16 protein-coding genes are annotated in these 16,237 nt (G+C 72.2%); 6 read left to right on the top strand and 10 right to left on the bottom strand.

Annotated features, from left to right (window positions below; translation table 11 throughout):
* Positions 1 to 150: 150 nt before the first annotated feature.
* Positions 151 to 780 carry an exonuclease gene (locus ACFV1W_RS26360; protein ID WP_380419714.1) on the top strand — a complete coding sequence of 210 codons (630 nt, stop codon included), beginning with the start codon at positions 151 to 153 and terminating at the stop codon, positions 778 to 780.
* Here the strand turns inward: ACFV1W_RS26360 and ACFV1W_RS26365 are convergent.
* Positions 737 to 1,855: a PP2C family protein-serine/threonine phosphatase gene (locus ACFV1W_RS26365; protein WP_380419715.1), complete on the bottom strand. Its 1,119-nt coding sequence runs from the start codon at positions 1,853 to 1,855 to the stop codon at positions 737 to 739. The two genes, ACFV1W_RS26360 and ACFV1W_RS26365, sit on opposite strands and share 44 nt — an antisense overlap.
* Positions 1,856 to 2,005: 150 nt before the next feature.
* Entirely contained in the window at positions 2,006 to 3,223 is a 1,218-nt protein-coding gene (locus ACFV1W_RS26370) for a cytochrome P450 (protein WP_380419716.1), read from the bottom strand.
* 107 nt (positions 3,224 to 3,330) lie between these two features.
* Here ACFV1W_RS26370 and ACFV1W_RS26375 point away from each other — a divergent pair, with 107 nt between their 5' ends.
* Positions 3,331 to 3,687, top strand: a complete 357-nt coding sequence (locus tag ACFV1W_RS26375) for an arsenate reductase family protein (RefSeq protein ID WP_380419717.1) — start codon at positions 3,331 to 3,333, stop codon at positions 3,685 to 3,687.
* A gap of 141 nt (positions 3,688 to 3,828) precedes the next feature.
* Here ACFV1W_RS26375 and ACFV1W_RS26380 read toward each other — a convergent pair whose 3' ends face one another.
* Positions 3,829 to 4,299: a pyridoxamine 5'-phosphate oxidase family protein gene (locus ACFV1W_RS26380; protein WP_380419718.1), complete on the bottom strand. Its 471-nt coding sequence runs from the start codon at positions 4,297 to 4,299 to the stop codon at positions 3,829 to 3,831.
* A 138-nt stretch (positions 4,300 to 4,437) separates the two neighbouring features.
* Between ACFV1W_RS26380 and ACFV1W_RS26385 the strand changes: the two genes are divergently transcribed.
* Together ACFV1W_RS26385 and ACFV1W_RS26390 are read left to right on the top strand one after the other, a co-directional pair.
* On the top strand, positions 4,438 to 4,986 hold the full coding sequence (locus tag ACFV1W_RS26385) for a DUF1697 domain-containing protein (RefSeq protein ID WP_380419719.1): 549 nt from the start codon (positions 4,438 to 4,440) through the stop codon (positions 4,984 to 4,986).
* A 147-nt stretch (positions 4,987 to 5,133) separates the two neighbouring features.
* Positions 5,134 to 5,679 carry an FHA domain-containing protein gene (locus ACFV1W_RS26390; RefSeq protein WP_380419720.1) on the top strand — a complete coding sequence of 182 codons (546 nt, stop codon included), beginning with the start codon at positions 5,134 to 5,136 and terminating at the stop codon, positions 5,677 to 5,679.
* A 14-nt stretch (positions 5,680 to 5,693) separates the two neighbouring features.
* Here the strand turns inward: ACFV1W_RS26390 and ACFV1W_RS26395 are convergent, their stop codons facing one another.
* Entirely contained in the window at positions 5,694 to 6,656 is a 963-nt protein-coding gene (locus tag ACFV1W_RS26395) for a DUF1152 domain-containing protein (protein WP_380419721.1), read from the bottom strand.
* A gap of 69 nt (positions 6,657 to 6,725) precedes the next feature.
* Between ACFV1W_RS26395 and ACFV1W_RS26400 the strand changes: the two genes are divergently transcribed.
* Positions 6,726 to 7,361 carry a DUF6891 domain-containing protein gene (locus ACFV1W_RS26400; protein WP_380419722.1) on the top strand — a complete coding sequence of 212 codons (636 nt, stop codon included), beginning with the start codon at positions 6,726 to 6,728 and terminating at the stop codon, positions 7,359 to 7,361.
* Positions 7,362 to 7,389: 28 nt separating this feature from the next.
* On the opposite strand, the gene ACFV1W_RS26405 is transcribed toward ACFV1W_RS26400, so the two are convergent.
* The 3 genes from ACFV1W_RS26405 to ACFV1W_RS26415 form a co-directional block, all read right to left on the bottom strand.
* Entirely contained in the window at positions 7,390 to 7,626 is a 237-nt protein-coding gene (locus ACFV1W_RS26405; RefSeq protein ID WP_380419723.1) for a hypothetical protein, read from the bottom strand.
* Positions 7,627 to 7,681: 55 nt separating this feature from the next.
* Complete coding sequence (locus tag ACFV1W_RS26410) at positions 7,682 to 8,479, bottom strand: hemerythrin domain-containing protein (protein WP_380419724.1); 798 nt, start codon at positions 8,477 to 8,479, stop codon at positions 7,682 to 7,684.
* A gap of 170 nt (positions 8,480 to 8,649) precedes the next feature.
* Complete coding sequence (locus tag ACFV1W_RS26415; protein WP_380419725.1) at positions 8,650 to 9,711, bottom strand: alpha/beta hydrolase; 1,062 nt, start codon at positions 9,709 to 9,711, stop codon at positions 8,650 to 8,652.
* Positions 9,712 to 10,141: 430 nt separating this feature from the next.
* Here ACFV1W_RS26415 and ACFV1W_RS26420 point away from each other — a divergent pair, with 430 nt between their 5' ends.
* Positions 10,142 to 10,891 (top strand): SDR family oxidoreductase, encoded by a 750-nt coding sequence (locus ACFV1W_RS26420; protein ID WP_380419726.1) that lies wholly within the window; start codon positions 10,142 to 10,144, stop codon positions 10,889 to 10,891.
* A 66-nt stretch (positions 10,892 to 10,957) separates the two neighbouring features.
* Here ACFV1W_RS26420 and ACFV1W_RS26425 read toward each other — a convergent pair whose 3' ends face one another.
* The 3 genes from ACFV1W_RS26425 to ACFV1W_RS26435 form a co-directional block, all read right to left on the bottom strand.
* The gene (locus tag ACFV1W_RS26425; RefSeq protein WP_380419727.1) at positions 10,958 to 11,182 is read right to left on the bottom strand and encodes a hypothetical protein; all 225 of its coding nucleotides are present in this window, start codon (positions 11,180 to 11,182) and stop codon (positions 10,958 to 10,960) included.
* Between the two features lie 111 nt (positions 11,183 to 11,293).
* Positions 11,294 to 13,054: a carbohydrate-binding module family 20 domain-containing protein gene (locus tag ACFV1W_RS26430; RefSeq protein WP_380419728.1), complete on the bottom strand. Its 1,761-nt coding sequence runs from the start codon at positions 13,052 to 13,054 to the stop codon at positions 11,294 to 11,296.
* A 320-nt stretch (positions 13,055 to 13,374) separates the two neighbouring features.
* Positions 13,375 to 15,705 (bottom strand): M4 family metallopeptidase, encoded by a 2,331-nt coding sequence (locus ACFV1W_RS26435; RefSeq protein ID WP_380419729.1) that lies wholly within the window; start codon positions 15,703 to 15,705, stop codon positions 13,375 to 13,377.
* Between the last annotated feature and the right edge of the window lie 532 nt (positions 15,706 to 16,237).

Consider the following 16,237-nt stretch of genomic DNA (forward strand, 5'->3'; position numbering starts at 1 on the left):
TTCTTGTGCTCTCCACCGTCGTTTCCCGCCCGCCCCGGGGGCCTGGCGGCCCCGGCCGGCACCCCCCGCGGGGGGGCCCACGCCCGTGTCCCGGCCCGGAAAACCGGTTGAGGGGGGCGGTTGGATGGGGGCATGGGGAGCAAGCGGAAAGTGACGCCGACGGTGTACCTGTCGGTGGACGTGGAGGCCGACGGGCCGATTCCGGGCCCGTACTCGATGGTGAGCTTCGGGGCGGTGGTGGCCGGTCGGGACGACGGGGAGGGGTTCCGGCGGGCGGAGGCGGGGGCAGCGGGGTTCTACCGGGAGCTGCGGCCGATCAGCGCGGAGTACGACCCGGAGGCCCTGGCGGTGTCCGGGCTGGAGCGGGCGGCGCTGGAGGCGGGCGGGGCGGAGCCGGGGGTGGCCCTGCGGGAGTTCGCGCGGTGGGTGGAGCGGGTGCGGACCGGGCCGGACGGGCGGCGCCACCGGCCGGTGATGGTGGCGTACCCGGCGGTGTACGACTGGCAGTTCCTGTACTGGTACCTGATGCGGTTCACCGGGTCCAGCCCGTTCGGGCACTCCGGGTGCCTGGACCTGAAGACGCTGTACGCGGCCCGGGCCGGAGTGCCGTTCGCCGGGATCGGGAAGCGGTCGATGCCCGCGGAGCTGCTGCCGGACCTGCCGCACACGCACCACGCCCTGGACGACGCGCGGGAGCAGGCGGTGCTGTTCGCGAACCTGTGGGAGTGGCCGGGCCCTACTCCGGACGGCCCTGGTCCGGACGGCCCGGCTCGGGGCTGAGGGCGAGGACGGCGAGGTCGTCGGCGAGGAGGCCGGCGTACCGGTGGACGTCCTGGGCCAGGAAGGAGACCAGGCGGTCGGGGGCCGTGCTGTCCAGGGCGGCGAGGCGCGGGGCGAGGGGGTAGAAGGCGCCGGAGGCGTCGCGGGCCTCGCTGACGCCGTCGGTGTAGAGCAGGACGGTGTGGCCCGGGGGCAGGGCCACGGTGGTCGGCTTGGCGGGTGCGTCCTCGGGGCCGAGGTGGCCGAGCCCGAGCGGGAGCTCGTCGGCGCAGGCCACCGGGGTGATGGTGCCCCCGGCGAGCAGCAGCGGGGTGGTGTGGCCGCGGTTGACGACCTCCACGCAGTCGGCACCCTGGCGGTACTGGAGCAGGACGGCGGTGGCGAAGAGCTCGTCGTCGCCGCAGTCGGCGGCATCGCGCAGCACCGCGCGGTCCAGCTGGTCGGCGAGCTCGACCAGGCCCGGGGTGTCGTGGGCGGCCGCCCGGAAGGCGCCGAGCACGTCGGCGACGGTGCGGACCGCACCGAGACCCTTGCCGCGTACGTCGCCGAGCAGCACCCGGACGCCGAAGCGGGTGTCGCACACCTCGTACAGGTCCCCGCCGACCAGCACCTCGGCCTGCGCCGGGCGGTAGAGCCCGGCGACCCGCAGGCCGCCGACGCGCTCGGGCACCGGCCGCAGCACGGTGCGCTGGAGGGTCTCGGCGACCGTGCGGGCCTGCAGCAGGTTGCGGTTCTGCCGGGTGCGCTGCCAGGACAGGGCCGTGCCCATCGCACCGGAGAGCGCGGTGGCGATGTACACCCAGACGTGGTGCTGTTCGTCGATGTGGCCCGCACGCAGGGCCAGCAGGAGCTGGAGGCCCAGGGCTCCGACGGTGGTCCCGGCGGTCAGCACCGGACCATAGCTGAACGCGGCCACCACGGGCAGGGCGGTCAGCAGGAAGCCGGCGGCGACCGCGTTCGGGACGACGGCCTCGACGGTCAGGTCCAGGAGCAGCAGGATGACCGGCAGCCAGGGCACCCAGCGCGGCACCCGGGGCTTCGCGACCAGGAGCTGCGGCGGGCGGGGTGCTGACACGCGGGGACCTCCTGGCTGACCGGTCGGGGTGAATAGCGAGGGATGAACGGATTCGTCCTTCCATGCTCCTCTACGAAGGGCCCGGTCACGAAGGCCGAACGTCCCGGGGTCCGCGGGAGCGGCGCGGATCAGCCGGTGCTCACCGGACTCTCATCGGACGGTCACCGGGAGCGTCTCGTACCCGCGCAGCACCAGGCGGTCACGCCGGGTCGGGACGCCGCCCTGGGCGAGCCGGGGGAAACGGTCCAGCAGGGCGGGCACCGCGACCTCGCCCTCCATCCGGGCCAGCTGGGAGCCCAGGCAGAAGTGGGTGCCGCCACCGAAGCTGAGCGGCTGGCTGTCGGTGCGGGTCGGGTCGAAGACCCCCGGCCGGTCGTACCGGGCCGGGTCGCGGTTGGCCGCGCCGATCAGCAGGGTCAGCCCGCTGTCGGCCGGGACGGGCAGGCCCTCGACCGACAGGCCCTCCGCCAGGGCGACCCGGCCGGTGGCCTGGACCGGGGAGTCGAAGCGCAGCACCTCGTCGGTGAACCCGGCCGGGCCGAGGGCGCCGCTGCGCAGCCCGGCGGCCGCCTCGGGGTGGCGGAACAGCAGGGCGAGGCCGTTGCCGAGCAGGTTGGTGGTGGTCTCGAAGCCGGCCACCAGTAGCAGCACCAGGTTGGCCAGCAGCTCCTGCCCGGAGAGCCGCCCGCCGTCGTCGACGGCGATCCGGGCGAGGTCGCTGACCAGGTCGTCCTGCGGGTGGGCCAGCCGCTCTGCGACCAGCTCGGCGAAGTACCCGGACAGCTCGTCGGCGGCCCGATCGGCCTCGTCCAGGTCGTCGAGGCCCTGGACGATCTCCAGGGCGACGGTCAGGTCGGAGGCGAGGCCGCGGAAGCGGTAGCGGTCCCGCTCGGGGACACCGAGCAGCTCGCAGATCACCCCGACCGGCAGCCGGAAGGCGAAGGCGTCCATGAAGTCCACCGGGGAGCCGTCGGCGCCCTGCTCTGCCATCTCGTCCAGCAGCCGGCCGACCGCCGCCTCCACGGCCGGGCGCAGCGCGGCGACCCGACGGGCGGTGAACACCGAGGCGATCAGCGAGCGGACCCGGGGCTGGTCGGGGGCGTTGCGCTGGAGGATCGAACGGCCGAACAGGGCGAGCGAGGAGTGCTCGGCGAACTCGGGGGCGAGGCCGGCCATCATGTCGGCGGTCGCCACGCCGAAGGCGGAGGTGCGCAGCACCTTGTTGACCGCCGCGTAGCCGTTCACCACGAACATCCCGTCCCCCGCCGGGAGTACCGGGCCGAGTTCGTGCGCCCTGGCGTAGAGCGGGTACGGGTCGGTCCTGACCTCGGTGGTCATCAGCTGCTCGATGATCGCAGCGCCGTCCATGCGGGCTCCTCTTCCGACGTACCGGCTCCTGGTGCGTGAACCGCCGGTGGGTCGGCGGAGTTCCCGCCACCGGTGGGACGGCCTGAGCCCCCGATAAGCTGGCGGGCATGGAGATCTGGATCAACCCGCGCTGCGGCAAGTGCCGGACGGCGCTCACCGAGCTGGACGCCGCCGGGGTGGAGTACACCGTGCGGCGCTACCTGGAGGACGCGCCGACCGCGGCCGAACTGGAGCAGGTGCTGGAGCGCCTGGGCCTGGAGCCCTGGGACATCACCCGTACCGACGAGCCGGTCGCGAAGGACCTGGGGATGAAGGAGTGGCCCCGGGAGGCGGGCGAACGGGCGCGCTGGATCGCGGCGATGGCCGAGCACCCCGTGCTGATCCAGCGCCCGATCATCACCGCGGACGACGGGCACGCCGTCGTGGCCCGCACCCCCGAGGCTCTCAAGTCCGTTCTGCCGTAAGGCCCGTAGGAACAGCAAGGCCCGTAGGAGCCGAAAGGCCCGTAGGAGCCGAAAGGCCCGTAGGAGCCGAAAGGCCCGTAGGAGCCGAAAGGCCCGTAGGAGCCGAAAGGCCCGTAGGACACCCGGGGCCCGTCCGGCCGGTCAGTGGAGCTGGATCTTCTCCACCGGCCGGCCCGGGTGCCAGTTGAGGACCCACAGGGCGTCCCCCTCCAGGGCCGTGTGCACCACCTGCTGGAGGTCCAGCCGGAACAGGTGGAACGGGGTGGGCGGCGGCTGGGGCAGGTCGGCCGCGAAGGCGGCGAGTTCGGCCTCGTCGGTGATCTCCACCGCGCGGCCGGAGAGCTTGGAGTCCCCGCCGGCCATGGTCTCGTCCCCCGGGTGGGCGTGCAGCGCGAAGCGGCCGTCCCGTTGGAGGTCACGCGCCTTGACCGCGCCGTACATCGACCCGAGCCAGGCGTCGGCGCCGACGAAGTCGACCTCCGTGCCGCTCACCCGGGGTGAGCCGTCCTTGCGCAGCGTCGCCAGGACGTGGTGCTTCTCGGCCTCGAACCGGGCCCGTACCAGGGCCGCGAGGTCGGGTGCCTGCTGCTCGAAATCCTGCCAGGTAGCCATGGCGCCAGTCTGGCATCCGGCACCGGCAACCGCCGGGCCCCGAGGACGCCGTGCACCGGGCGTCGTCCCCCGGGCGGTGGGCGGCCTCGTCGGTGGGCGGTGGGCGCCGTTGTCGGTGGCCGGTGCCAGACTGGCGGGGTGACCACCACGACCACGTACATCGCCTTCCTGCGCGCCATCAACGTCGGCGGCCGGACGGTGAGGATGGAGCGGCTGCGGGCGCTCTTCGCCGAACTGGGGCTGGGGAACGTCCGCTCGTACATCCAGAGCGGGAACGTCTTCTTCACCACCGACGAGCAGGACCGCGCCGCGCTCACCGCGCGGATCGAGGAGCACCTGGAGCGCTCGCTCGGCTACCCGGTGCCGGTGCTGCTTCGGACCGTCGACGAGGTGGCCGGGCTGCTCGCCGCCGAGCCGTTCCGGGGCGTCGAGGTGACGCCGGACGTCCGGCTGGTGATCGCCTTCCTCTCCGAACCGCTGCCGGCCGAACTCGCCCTGCCGCACCGCTCGGTGAAGGGCGACTTCGAGGTGCTCGGCGCCGATCCGGGGGCCGCGTACATCGTGGTCCACCTCCAGGACGGCAGGTGGGTCACCAAGGAGATGTTCGGCGGCAAGTACCGGGGCGCCGTGACCTCCCGGTTCCTGCACACCACGGAGAAGATCCTGGCGGCCGCCCGGAAGGGCTGACGGGTCGTCCGCCACGCCGGGGCCCGACGGGCGGGTGCTGGAACCGCGCGGGTGGGCCGGGCGTCTGTCGCTCAGTGACGTACGAACCGTGCGCCGGGCCGCGGCGTGATCTGGACAGTCCGAGCCGGTCGATCCGACAATCTGGCCATGACGCAGCCTGAGCTCCCCACCGGCGCCGTGCGGCCCTCCGACGCCGAACGGGACCAGGCGCTCGGCGTACTGCGGGACGGCGCGGGCAGCGGCCGGCTGTCGCACGACACCTTCCTCGGCCGGATGGACATCGTCCTCCAGGCCACCAGCCGCGACCAGTTGGACGCGGCGGTGGCCGGGCTGCCCACCGGCGGGCCGGTCGAGCGGTTCGTGCTGCGGACGGTCGGCCGGGTGTCCGCCTTCGGGGACCGGCTGAACCGCGCCTGGCGCAGCGAGCGGCTGCCGGGGCTGAGCCTGCCGCAGGCCGGGGCGGTGCTGTTGACGATCGGACGCGTCCCCGGCTCGGGGCTGCGGCTGCACGACGCCTCGGTCTCCCGGCGCCACGCCGAGCTGCGGCACGAGAACGGCGGTTGGGTGCTGTACGACCTCGGGTCGACCAACGGCACCCATGTGAACGGGCGGCGGATCGCGGGCGGGATCCCGGTGCGGCCGGGCGACCAGGTCCGGTTCGGCAACCTGGAGTTCCGGCTCGCCCCGCACTGACCTGCCGAGCCCCCTCAGTGCGGGAACTGCCGGGGCGGGCGCTGCCGGGGCAGCTCGTCCCGGAACTCCTCGATGACCGTGCTGATCTGGCGGGTCTGCACGGTGTGCTCCAGCCGGTCCAGGTAGCGGTTCTCGGCGGCCAGCGCCTCGACCGTGACGCCGAAGTAGAGCGTCATCAGCGGATTCACGAAGAGCTGGCCGCCCTTGGTCCGCTCGGTGAACCGGACGTCGCCGAACTCGCCGCGCAGCGCCGCCGCCACCGAGCCGTTGACGATGCTGGGATGCTGCGGGAAGGCGGCTCGGGCGTGCTCGACGGCGTCCAGGTAGAGCGCGCCCTCCCGGCTGCCGCGCGGGATGGAGAAGGCGCCGAGGTAGCCGCCGGCCCGGTCGATCGCGGCGAGGTTCTCCAGCACCAGGGCGTGGTTGACGCCGTGGTGGGCGTCGATGCCGAAGCCCAGGCAGGCGACCAGCCGTTCGGGCACCTCCGTCAGGCCTGCCACCGCGGCCAGGCTGGCCATGTCCTCCTCGGGGGTGCCGAGTCCGGCCTCGTCGCCGCGCATCAGGATGTCGGTGCCGCCGTCCACCAGCAGGACCGCGTCCACGCCCAGGTGGGCGACGAGTCCGCGGTAGGCCTCGCGCAGCAGTTTGACGCCGACCGCCGGGAAGGCCCACACGGTGTCGGGCATCCCGTGCAGCCGCAGCCAGCGGGCCAGGGTGCGTTCCGGGAAGTAGCCCTCGGGTGCGGCGGTGTCCGGTTCGATCCTGGCCACGTCGGGCGCCTGCCAGACCTCGCCGGGCAGGCCGTAGAGGTGGGTGAAGGAGAGGTTGGCCAGGTGCACCTCCTTGCCCGCGGCGCGCAGGGCGAGGGCGATCGGGAGTCCGGCGTACACGTCGAACCCCCCGCCGGCTCCGGCGACCAGGATGCGCTCGGCAGCCAGCAGCCGGGTGATCAGCGGGGGTTGCAGCAGAGAGGTCACCGGCGGACGGTAGCGCACCGGCGGGGCCCGTGGACCGGAATTGTCAGTGGCTGGTGCGAGGATCCGGGCATGACCCAGGACACGGACACGGCGCTCTCCCCCGACGTGCTGCTCGAAGCCCGGGAGCGGGCTCGCGAGCTGATCCGGTGCGGCTTCCAGGAGCCGGACGAGATAGCCGAGTCCCTGGTCGAGGTCCTCGACGACCAGGGACTGACGCAGGAGGAGGCGGAGCGGATCGTCGCTCCGCTGTGGACCGAGCGGCTGGCCGAGCAGGCCGGCTGGCCGGAGACCACCGACGTGGACCGGCTGATGGACGCCTTCGACCTGCTGGAGGATCAGGGCATCGTCGCGGCGATGGACTTCACCTGCTGCGCCGGCTGCGGCTACGCGGAGATCGGCGGCGAGGCCGACGAGGACTCGCGGGGCTTCGTCTTCTTCCACCAGCAGGACACCGAGGCGGCCGCGGCCGGACGGGGACTGATGCTGCGCTACGGCACCTTCCGCACCGCGGAGGAGCCGATCGGTGAACCTCGCGAGGGGTCGGGCGAGGAGTCGGAGGAGGAGGCGGGGAGGCGGACGGCGGAGGTCGGCCGGGCCGTGGTGGCCGCACTGGAGGCAGTCGGCCTTCCGGTGGAGTGGAACGGCTCGCCGCGGACGGCGATCCGGGTCGCTCCGCTGGAGTGGCTCAACCGCCTGCCGGAGTAGCGGAACCGCGGGCAGCGGCGCCGGGCGGTCAGCGGCTGAGGCGCAACTCGGCATAGTGGTCGCCCTTGTCCGCCTTGCGCAGGGTCACCTTGACCCCGCCGACGGTCGCCTCGCTGCCCTTGTCCGCGGTCTTCTTCTCGCCGCCGATCGTCACATCGGCCTGCTGGTCGGCGATGTGGCCGACGGTCATGTCCAGCCGGTGGTCGCCGCCGAAGACCTTGACGTCTTGGAGGCGTCGGCCCCGTCGGTCGTGACTGCTCGGCATATGCCACCGGCACATGCCACGCGCGTAGATCGACAGCCGGCGAAAAGCCCAGCGCTCAGTCGACGAGGCTCCCCAGGCTGCCCTCCACCGCGCCGCCGTCCGACGGCCCCCACAACGGCGCGGTGCAGCGCTGGTAGGTCGCCTGCCAGTGCGGCCAGTTGCGGGCCACGTCGTCGTCGCACTCGGCGAGCAGCCGCTCGACCTGCCCCGGGTCGACCCCGTCCAGCAGCCAGGCCAGCGCGTCCGCCGTGCCCGGGCCGTCGGCCGAGCGCAGCAGGTCGAGCAGCTCGCCGAGGCCGCCGAGCCGGGAGCTGTCGGGGACCACCCGCTCCATCCGGGGCAGCAACTGCCGCTCCTCGATCCGCAGGTGGGTCTCCAGCCGGGCCGCCAGGTCCTCCATCGCGTACGCGACCGGCCAGGCACTGCCGGTGTCCCGGCTGGCGATCCGGACCAGCGTGGTGACCCGGGTGAACGAGTGGTCGAGGTTGTGGTGGTCGGCCTCCAGCCAGTTGAGCAGCAGCCGCAACTCGGGCGCGAAGCGCCGCACGATCGGCCAGATCCGGGTGTCCTGCTGCTCGTGGTGGCAGGTCAGCATCGCGGTCATGAAGGTCCAGTGCCGCAGCAGCGCCTCGCCCTTGTCCTCCTCATCGGGCTGGAGCAGCCGCAAGGCGTTGGGCAGCCGGGCGAGGTCCCGGCGCAGCGCGGAGTGCACCAGCCGCAGTCCGGCGAACCGGACGGTGAACGGCTCCTCGTCGGCGGCCGACCCGTACGCGTCCGCGCCCCGGGAGTCGGCCCCGGACCCCGCCTGCGCGGGGACGGAGGGGGCGGGCTGGGGCAGCAGGTGGATCGGCATGGCACTCTCTTCACGACTTGGTGAGGCGGACGGGGCGGCCGGTGAGAACCGCCCCATCCAAGGTGCTCGCAGTCGATCAGAAGCGAATCAATGTCCGATTGACGCGCAGGTCACGGGCCTGCGCGGGCTCCGGACCCTCCGCCGGGAGAGGAGGGCCCGGTGCTCCCCGGTCAGTCCGAGGCCGGGCCCGCCAGGTTGGCGCTGAGCCACTGCAGCGTGTCCGGGATCATCTTCTTGAAGTCCGAGGTCAGGTGCTTGCCACCGGGCTGCTCGTAGTACTGGATGGACACCGGGGCGACGGCCTTGGCCACCCAGCTCTTGACCACTTCCTTCTCGTAGCCGTTGGCGCCGCCCGCCGTGACGTACATCTTCACGTCGGCCTTGCCCTGGGTGACCAGCAGGTTGGGGTTGTTGGCGGCCTTCTCGGCGTCGTGGCCCTTCCACAGCCCGGAGTCCGGGATGAAGTAGCCGTCGATCGGCACCGCGGCCTTGTAGACGTTCGGGTACTGCAGGGCGAGCTTGGCGCTGCAGAAGCCGCCGGTGGAGGCGCCCATGATGCCCCAGCTGTCGCGGCCCTGCAGGGTGCGGAAGTTGGCGCGCACCCAGGCCGGGATGTCCTCGGCCATCCAGGTGCCCATCTTGGGCTGGCCCGGGATGTCGGAGCAGTCCAGCGCGTTCTTCTCGTCGCTGTTGAAGTTCTGCACCGGCATGATCATGATGAACGGGTGGGCCTTGCCCTGCTTGACCAGCTGCTCGTCCACCTCCTGGATCGGCAGCTGGTTGTCGGTCCAGGTGTTGTAGCCGTTGCTCTGGCCGCCCGCGTAGAGGGTGAGCACCGGGAAGCCGGTCTTGGCGAACTTGGGGTCGTTGTACTCGGGCGGCAGCCAGACCCAGACCTGGCCGGTGACGCCGGACTTCGCACCGGTCACCTTGGTCGTCATGATCGGACCGGCGGCGGTGTCCCGGACCTTGTTCAGGCCGGCGGCCGGGCCGGTCGGCATCAGCACCTTCCCGTTAGCCGGGGTGGGCTGCTCGGCGGTGGGCGTGCCCGGGACCGCGCTGCCCGAGGCGCCCGGAGTGCCCGGGTCGGCGGTCGCCGCAGGGGTGCCGTCGGCCGAGGAGCTCTTGCCCTTGCCGTCGTCGGACCCCCCGCAGGCCGCCAGCGAGGCGGCCAGGGCGAGCACGGCGGCGCCGGTCAGGACGGCACGGGAACGGGACGACTGCCTAAGCACGGTGAGGACTCTCCGACCGATGTCGCGCCCGGTCCGTCTGACCGGGCGGCGGCCCCCCGGTGGGGCCGGACAGGCCCGGGGGCGCGGGGCTGTGCGACCCCCGGAGCGTTGGCGCGCCGTACCTCGCGGTGGCGCACCTTCCTGCGATCTTATGACGTGGGCCGGGGCCGCCCGGTTGCGAGGCGGCCACCGGGAATCCAATGTTTGTTCGCGATCAGGTAAAGCCCTTCACCGCTCCCGCCGGTCGGCGGGGGCCGGTCGGCGGGGACCACGGCCTGCGGCCTGTCCGGCCGTCCGGTTTTTGGGTGCTTTGACCAGTGACGGCGGCCCGCACATCCGGAACGATCTCCACGACACGCCTCCGGCGCCGAGCGGGAAGAGCGTGACCGTACCGGTACCGAGTCACCCCACCGACCCCTGGGAGAGCGCCATGATCGAGCAGGTCGCCGTCGTCACCGGAGCCGGCAGCGGCGTCGGCCGGGCCGTCGCGGTCGAACTGGCCGCGGCCGGCTGGCGGCTGGTGCTGGCGGGACGCCGGGCCGAGCAGCTGCGGGAGACGGCCGGGGCGTTCCCCACGGGCGCCCTGCCCGCCGAGGTGGTGCCCACCGACGTCACCGACCCCGCCGCGGTGGACGCGCTGTTCGCCGCCGCCGAGCGCCGCGGCCGGGTGGACCTGCTGTTCAACAACGCGGGCACCCTCGGCCCGGCCGTCCCGGTGGAGGAGCTGGCGGTCGAGGACTGGCGGGCGGTGGTCGACCTCAACCTCACCGGCGCCTTCCTCTGCGCCCGCGCCGCCTTCCGGCAGATGAAGGGCCAGGACCCGCAGGGCGGCCGGATCATCAACAACGGTTCGATCTCCGCGCACGTCCCGCGTCCGCACTCGATCGCCTACACGGCGACCAAGCACGCGGTCACCGGCCTGACCAAGTCGCTGTCGCTGGAAGGCCGCCCGTACCGGATCGCCTGCGGGCAGATCGACATCGGCAACGCGGCGACCGACATGACGGCCGCGATGGGCGCGGGGGTGCGGCAGGCGGACGGCCGGATCGCGCCCGAGCCGACCATGGACGTGGCGGACGTGGCACGCACCGTCCGGCACATGGCCGCGCTGCCGCTGGAGGCCAACGTCCAGTTCGCCACGGTGATGGCGACGGCCATGCCGTACATCGGGCGGGGCTGACGGAACGGCCCGGGCCGGAGAACGGAACGGACGAGAGCGGGACGGAGCGAGCGGTCCGGACCACGCTCACTCGTCGTGGGAGTAGCGGTACCCCAGCGCGGCGCCGTCCTCCTCGTCCAGCCGGTGGACGCTGGTGGTCGGCCAGTACTCGCCGTTCTCGGCGACGGGCAGTTCGGCGCGCAGCACCATCCGCAGCCCGGGCGGCGGGGCGGCGGCGTTGACGCGCTTGCGGTGGCCGTCCCAACGGCCGCCGCAGAGTTCGAGGTCCAGGACGAGGGAGGTGGCTCTCATCCCGCGATGGTGGCAGCGCTGCCCTCCTCCGGGGGGTTTGAAACGGTGCCGCCACTCCCACGGGGGACCCCGGTCAGCCCACGGCTGACGGGGTCCCCGAGACGCCGGGGCCTACGGCCGCCAGGTGTCGTTCAGCGTGACGTTCCCCGAGGCCGGTGCGGTAGCCGCCCGGTTGGCACCGGACTCCCAGGTCACCGCCCCGCTCGCGTCCTTGATGACGTACTTGTACTGGAAGGACGTGCCGCCCGGCAGCGAGAGCGCGAGCGACCAGACCGGGTAGCCGGCCGAGGACAGCGGCAGAGCCTTGGCCGGGTCCCAGCCGCCGAGCGCCGGGACGTCGCCGACCACGTAGACGTTCTGCCCGTACGCGGTGGTCGCGTTGACGTTGAAGGAGGCTCCGGAGACGGTCGTGGCCGGCTGGACGTACAGCGCGACCGCGTCGCCCGCGCCGACCGTCGCGGTGAACTGCCCGTTGGCACCGACCTGGTACGTCGGGCCGGTGCAGCCGCCGCCCGGCTGCGGGTCGCCGTGCTGGACGTCGCAGTACGTCCCGGCCGGCAGGCCGGTCTGGAAGGTCCGGGTGATCGCGCCGCCCTCGTGGTTGATCGCGACGTAGCCCCGGTTGCCGCGGCCGAAGGCGATCGCGTTGTTGCCGTCGGACCACCAGTCGGTCACCCCGGTGCCCGAGACGGCGTTGCGGAAGCCGACCATGTTGGCGATCTGCCGCCAGGCGTGGGTGCAGTTCCAGCCGTCCTGGTAGCAGGCGTTGACGGTGCCGCCGTTCGGCGGGCCGTCGTCGTTGCCGGTGAAGCCGTAGCCGGAGTAGATGTTCGGCGAGCCGTAGGTCGAGGCCAGCAGGAAGACGTTGGCCAGCGTGTAGGTGTTGCCGTAGGTGTAGTTGAGGGTGGAGCCGTTGCGCTCGGTGTCCCAGTTGTCGACGAAGCTGCGCGCCTGGTTGCTCGGCAGGTAGCCCCAGGAGGCACCCCAGTTGCTGAGGCTGGCCAGCTTGTCGCCGGTGAAGACGCGCTTGAGGTCGGTGCCGACCCGGAACTCGTCGACGTCGCCGTTGCCGGTGTACTCGGAGGGCTGGATCGGCTCGCCCGCGCCGTAGATGACCTCCTGCACCCAGTAGGCGTTGGGGTTGGCCGTCCTGGCCTTGATGGCGGCGAGGTCGGTGGCGGCGATGTGCTTGGCGGCGTCGATCCGGTAGCCGTCGACGCCGAGCGAGCCGAGGTCGTCCAGGTAGTGGGCGACGGTGGTCTGGACGGAGGCGCTGCCGGTGTCCAGGTCGGCGAGGTTGACCAGTTCGCAGGACTGCACGTTGGTGCGGTCCTGGTAGTTGGTGATCGGCTGGCGGCAGGTGTGGAAGTCCGAGTCCTGGTACGTGCCGGGGTAGTTGTACTTGGTGTAGACGGTGCCGCCGGTGCCGGTGCCGGAACCGGCCGACATGTGGTTGATCACCGCGTCGGCGATCACCTTGACCCCGGCCGCGTGGCAGGTGTCGACCATGTTCTTGAAGGAGGCGCGGTCGCCGAGCCGCCCGGCGATCCGGTAGCTGACGGGCTGGTAGGAGGTCCACCACTGCGGGCCCTGGATGTGCTCCTGGGGCGGCGAGACCTCGACGAAGCCGTAGCCCTTCGGGCCGAGGGTCGTGGTGCAGGCCTGGGCGACCGAGTCGAAGCGCCACTCGAAGAGGGTGGCGGTGACGTCCTTGCCGTTGTTCGCGGACGGGGAGGCCTGGGCGGCGGGGGCGCCGAGGCTCCCGGTGAGCGAGAGCGCGAGCGCCGCCGAGGCGGCGAGCGCACCGGCCGCGCGGGCGGACCGGCGGGCTGACCGGCGGGTGGGCCGGTGATTGGGGGCGGTGGTGACCACGTTGTCTCCTGGGGGTGGCTGGGGTGGGGCAGCCGGGGGGTGACGCCTGCAGGAAGTTTCTGTAACTTGCCGGAAACTTGCAGCGCTGAACCTAGGGCGACCCGAAGGGGCCGTCAAGAGTCAGGACTGAACGTTTCTGCAACACGTCTCTGCGAGACGTCTCCGCAGCCCCGCACCCGCAGCCACCCCCACCTGCACCCGCACCCGCACCCGCACCCGCACCCGCACCCGCACCCGGAACACGGCAAGGGCCCGGCAGCCGTAGCCGCCGGGCCCCTCACCTGTCCTGGTTCACCGGTCCCTCAGGAGCCGGTGCGGCCTCAGCCGGTCTGGACGGAGGTGTCGTCGATCACGAAGCTGGTCTGCAGCGAGGAGTCCTCGGTGCCGGCGAACTTCACGGTGACCGTCTGGCCCGCGTAGGCCGAGAGGTCGAAGGTGCGCTGCTGGTAACCGGTGGCGGCGTCCACGTTGGAGTAGGTCTTCAGCGTGGTGCCGTTCACCGACACGGTCAGCTTGTCGTACGCCGTCGAGCCGGTCTCGGCGGTGTCGATGTGCAGCCAGAAGCTCAGCGTCGCCTTGCAGCCCGCCGGGATGGTCACCGTCTGGGACAGGGTGTCGCTGTGGCTGCTGCCGTAGCCGTCCAGCCAGGCCTTCCAGCTGCCGCCGTGCGCCGCCTGCGAGGAGCTGTTGTCGACCACACCGCTCGAAGCCGTCCACGGCGCGGCCGAGCCCGTCTCGAAGCCCGGGTTGCCCAGCAGCTGCGCCGGAGTGCAGGAACCGCCGCCACCCCCGGTGACCGTCCAGGTGAAGCTGGTGGTGCCGCTCTTGCCGGCCGAGTCCTTCACCGTGACCGTCACGTTGGAGCTGCCCGCCGTGGTCGGGGAGCCGGTGATCACGCCGGTGCCGGCGTTGATGACCAGGCCCGCCGGCAGGCCGGTGGCCGAGTAGGACAGCGGGGCCGTCCCGCCCGAGGCCTTGATCTGCAGGTTGACCGAGCCGCCCACCGCGGTGGACTGGTTGCCCGGGCTGGTGACGCTGACCCCGCCCGGGTTGGGCAGCGAGCCGACGTTGACGGCAGCCCAGGCGGTGGCGACCGCGTTGTACTCGGCGCTGTTGGCGCCGTACAGGTCGGTGGCCGCGTTCAGGGTCGCGGTGCGGGCGGCGGCGTAGTCGGTGGTCGAGGTCATGTAGGCGGTGAGCGCCTTGTACCAGACCTGCTGCGCCTTGTCCCGGCCGATGCCGCTGACGGTGATGTTGTTGACCGTCGGGCTGTTGTAGCTGACGCCGTTGATCACCTTGGCGCCGCTGCCCTCGGCCAGCAGGTAGAAGAAGTGGTTCGCGACACCGGACGAGTAGTGGACGTCGAGGTTGCCGACGCCCGAGTACCACGAGTCGGCCGACTGGCCGTCCTTGGAGGGCTTGTCCATGTACCGCAGCGGCGTGCCGTTGCCGTTGATGTCGATCAGCTCGCCGATCAGGTAGTCCGGGTTGTCGGCGGGCAGGTTCGCGTAGAACTCGACCATCGAGCCCATGATGTCGGAGGTGGCCTCGTTGAGGCCGCCGGACTCGCCCGAGTAGTTCAGGTTGGCGGTGGCCGAGGTGACGCCGTGGCTCATCTCGTGGCCGGCCACGTCGAGTTCGGTGAGCGGGTGGGTGTCGCCCGAGCCGTCGCCGTAGGTCATGCAGAAGCAGCTGTCGTCCCAGAACGCGTTGACGTAGCCGGTGTCGTAGTGGACCCGGCTCATCGCACCGACGCCGTCGTTCTTGATGCCGCTGCGGCCGAAGGTGTTCTTGTAGAAGTCCCAGGTGACGGCGGCGCCGTACTGGGCGTCGACGGCGGCCGACTCCCGGTTGCTGGCCTGGCCGTTGCCCCACGTGTCGGAGGACTTCGAGAACAGCGTGCCGTTGCCGGACGTGCCGTTCTTCATGTCGGTGGTGTACTGGCCGCCGCGGGTGGCGTCCTTGAGCGAGTAGGTCGAGCCGCTCTGGGTGGTGGTCAGCGGGACGTTGCCGACGAAGACGCCGGTGCCGCTGCCGCGCTTGATGCCGTCGGCCTTGCTGAGCACGGCCCCGGTCTTGGCGTCGGTGACGACGTGCAGCTTGCTCGGGGTGCCGTCGGACTCGCGGCCGTCGATCACGGTCTCGTAGGCGAGCTTCGGGGTGCCGTCGGCGGCCCAGACGACCAGGCGGGGCGCGCCGTCGACGGAGCCCTGCTCGGCGGCGAGGGCGGCCTCCTGGGCCTTCGGCGCGGCCAGGGCGGGGGTGGTGTCCACGCCGGCGAGGTTGGCCTCGCTGGCCTTGGTCACGCTCTTGGTGGCGCCGGCCGCGTCCTGGTGGACGATCAGGTCGCCGCCAAGGACGGGGAGCCCGGCGTAGGTTCGCTCGTAGCGCAGGTGGCGTCCACCGTTGGCGTCCTGGACGACGTCCTTGGTGACCAGCTTCTCCTTGCCGTCCAGGCCGAGGGCCTGGGCCAGGGAGGTGGTCTGCTGGTTCGCCGAGGCTATCAGCGCGGCCCGGGTGGCCTGCTGGGAGGCGACGGCGGTCGGCGCGTCCGGAGCGGCCTGCGCGATCACCGGTATGCCGGTGACCAGCAGCGCGGTGGTGGCGGCCATGACAACGGCTGCCTTCCGGGCGTGAGCGTGACGTGACATGCGGACTCCTTATCCGACCGGCGCGCCGAGGGATCAACTCGGCGTGCCCGGTGGAGAGAACCTGGGCCGCGGGGTTGCGGCGCAGTGGGGGCCCCCGCCGGGTGCAACGGGGGTGCGGGCTGCGGTGCTCACAAGTCGTGCAGGGGTTCGTTGCAGGTCTGGACGCGCTGCACCTGAACTTGAGCAGCTGCACCGGGAGGTGGGGCCCCCTCGTCTGCAGCCGGAGGAATCGTGGCAGCAAACGCGCCGTTAATGACAGATGCATGCCACTGATTGGCCGATTCATTACCGAAACCGTATGCACGACGGTTAGTCAGTTGTGTTACGGCATGACCAAGTCTTGAACACGGTTTTCATGCCACTCGGTGAGTTCGACCACCTCCGGAGGTGACTGACCAGCGCTCAGGCCCGGCGCTCGCCCGGCCGGGTACCGAGCAGCGCCGCGCCGGGGCGGCACGTCACACTTCCGGCCGTGCCACCGCCTGTTTCCGGCCATTCCCCGGCCGGAACGGAACCGGGCCCCGCACCGCCT

It is taken from the genome of Kitasatospora sp. NPDC059648, from assembly GCF_042734825.1.
Taxonomy (GTDB): Bacteria; Actinomycetota; Actinomycetes; order Streptomycetales; family Streptomycetaceae; genus Kitasatospora.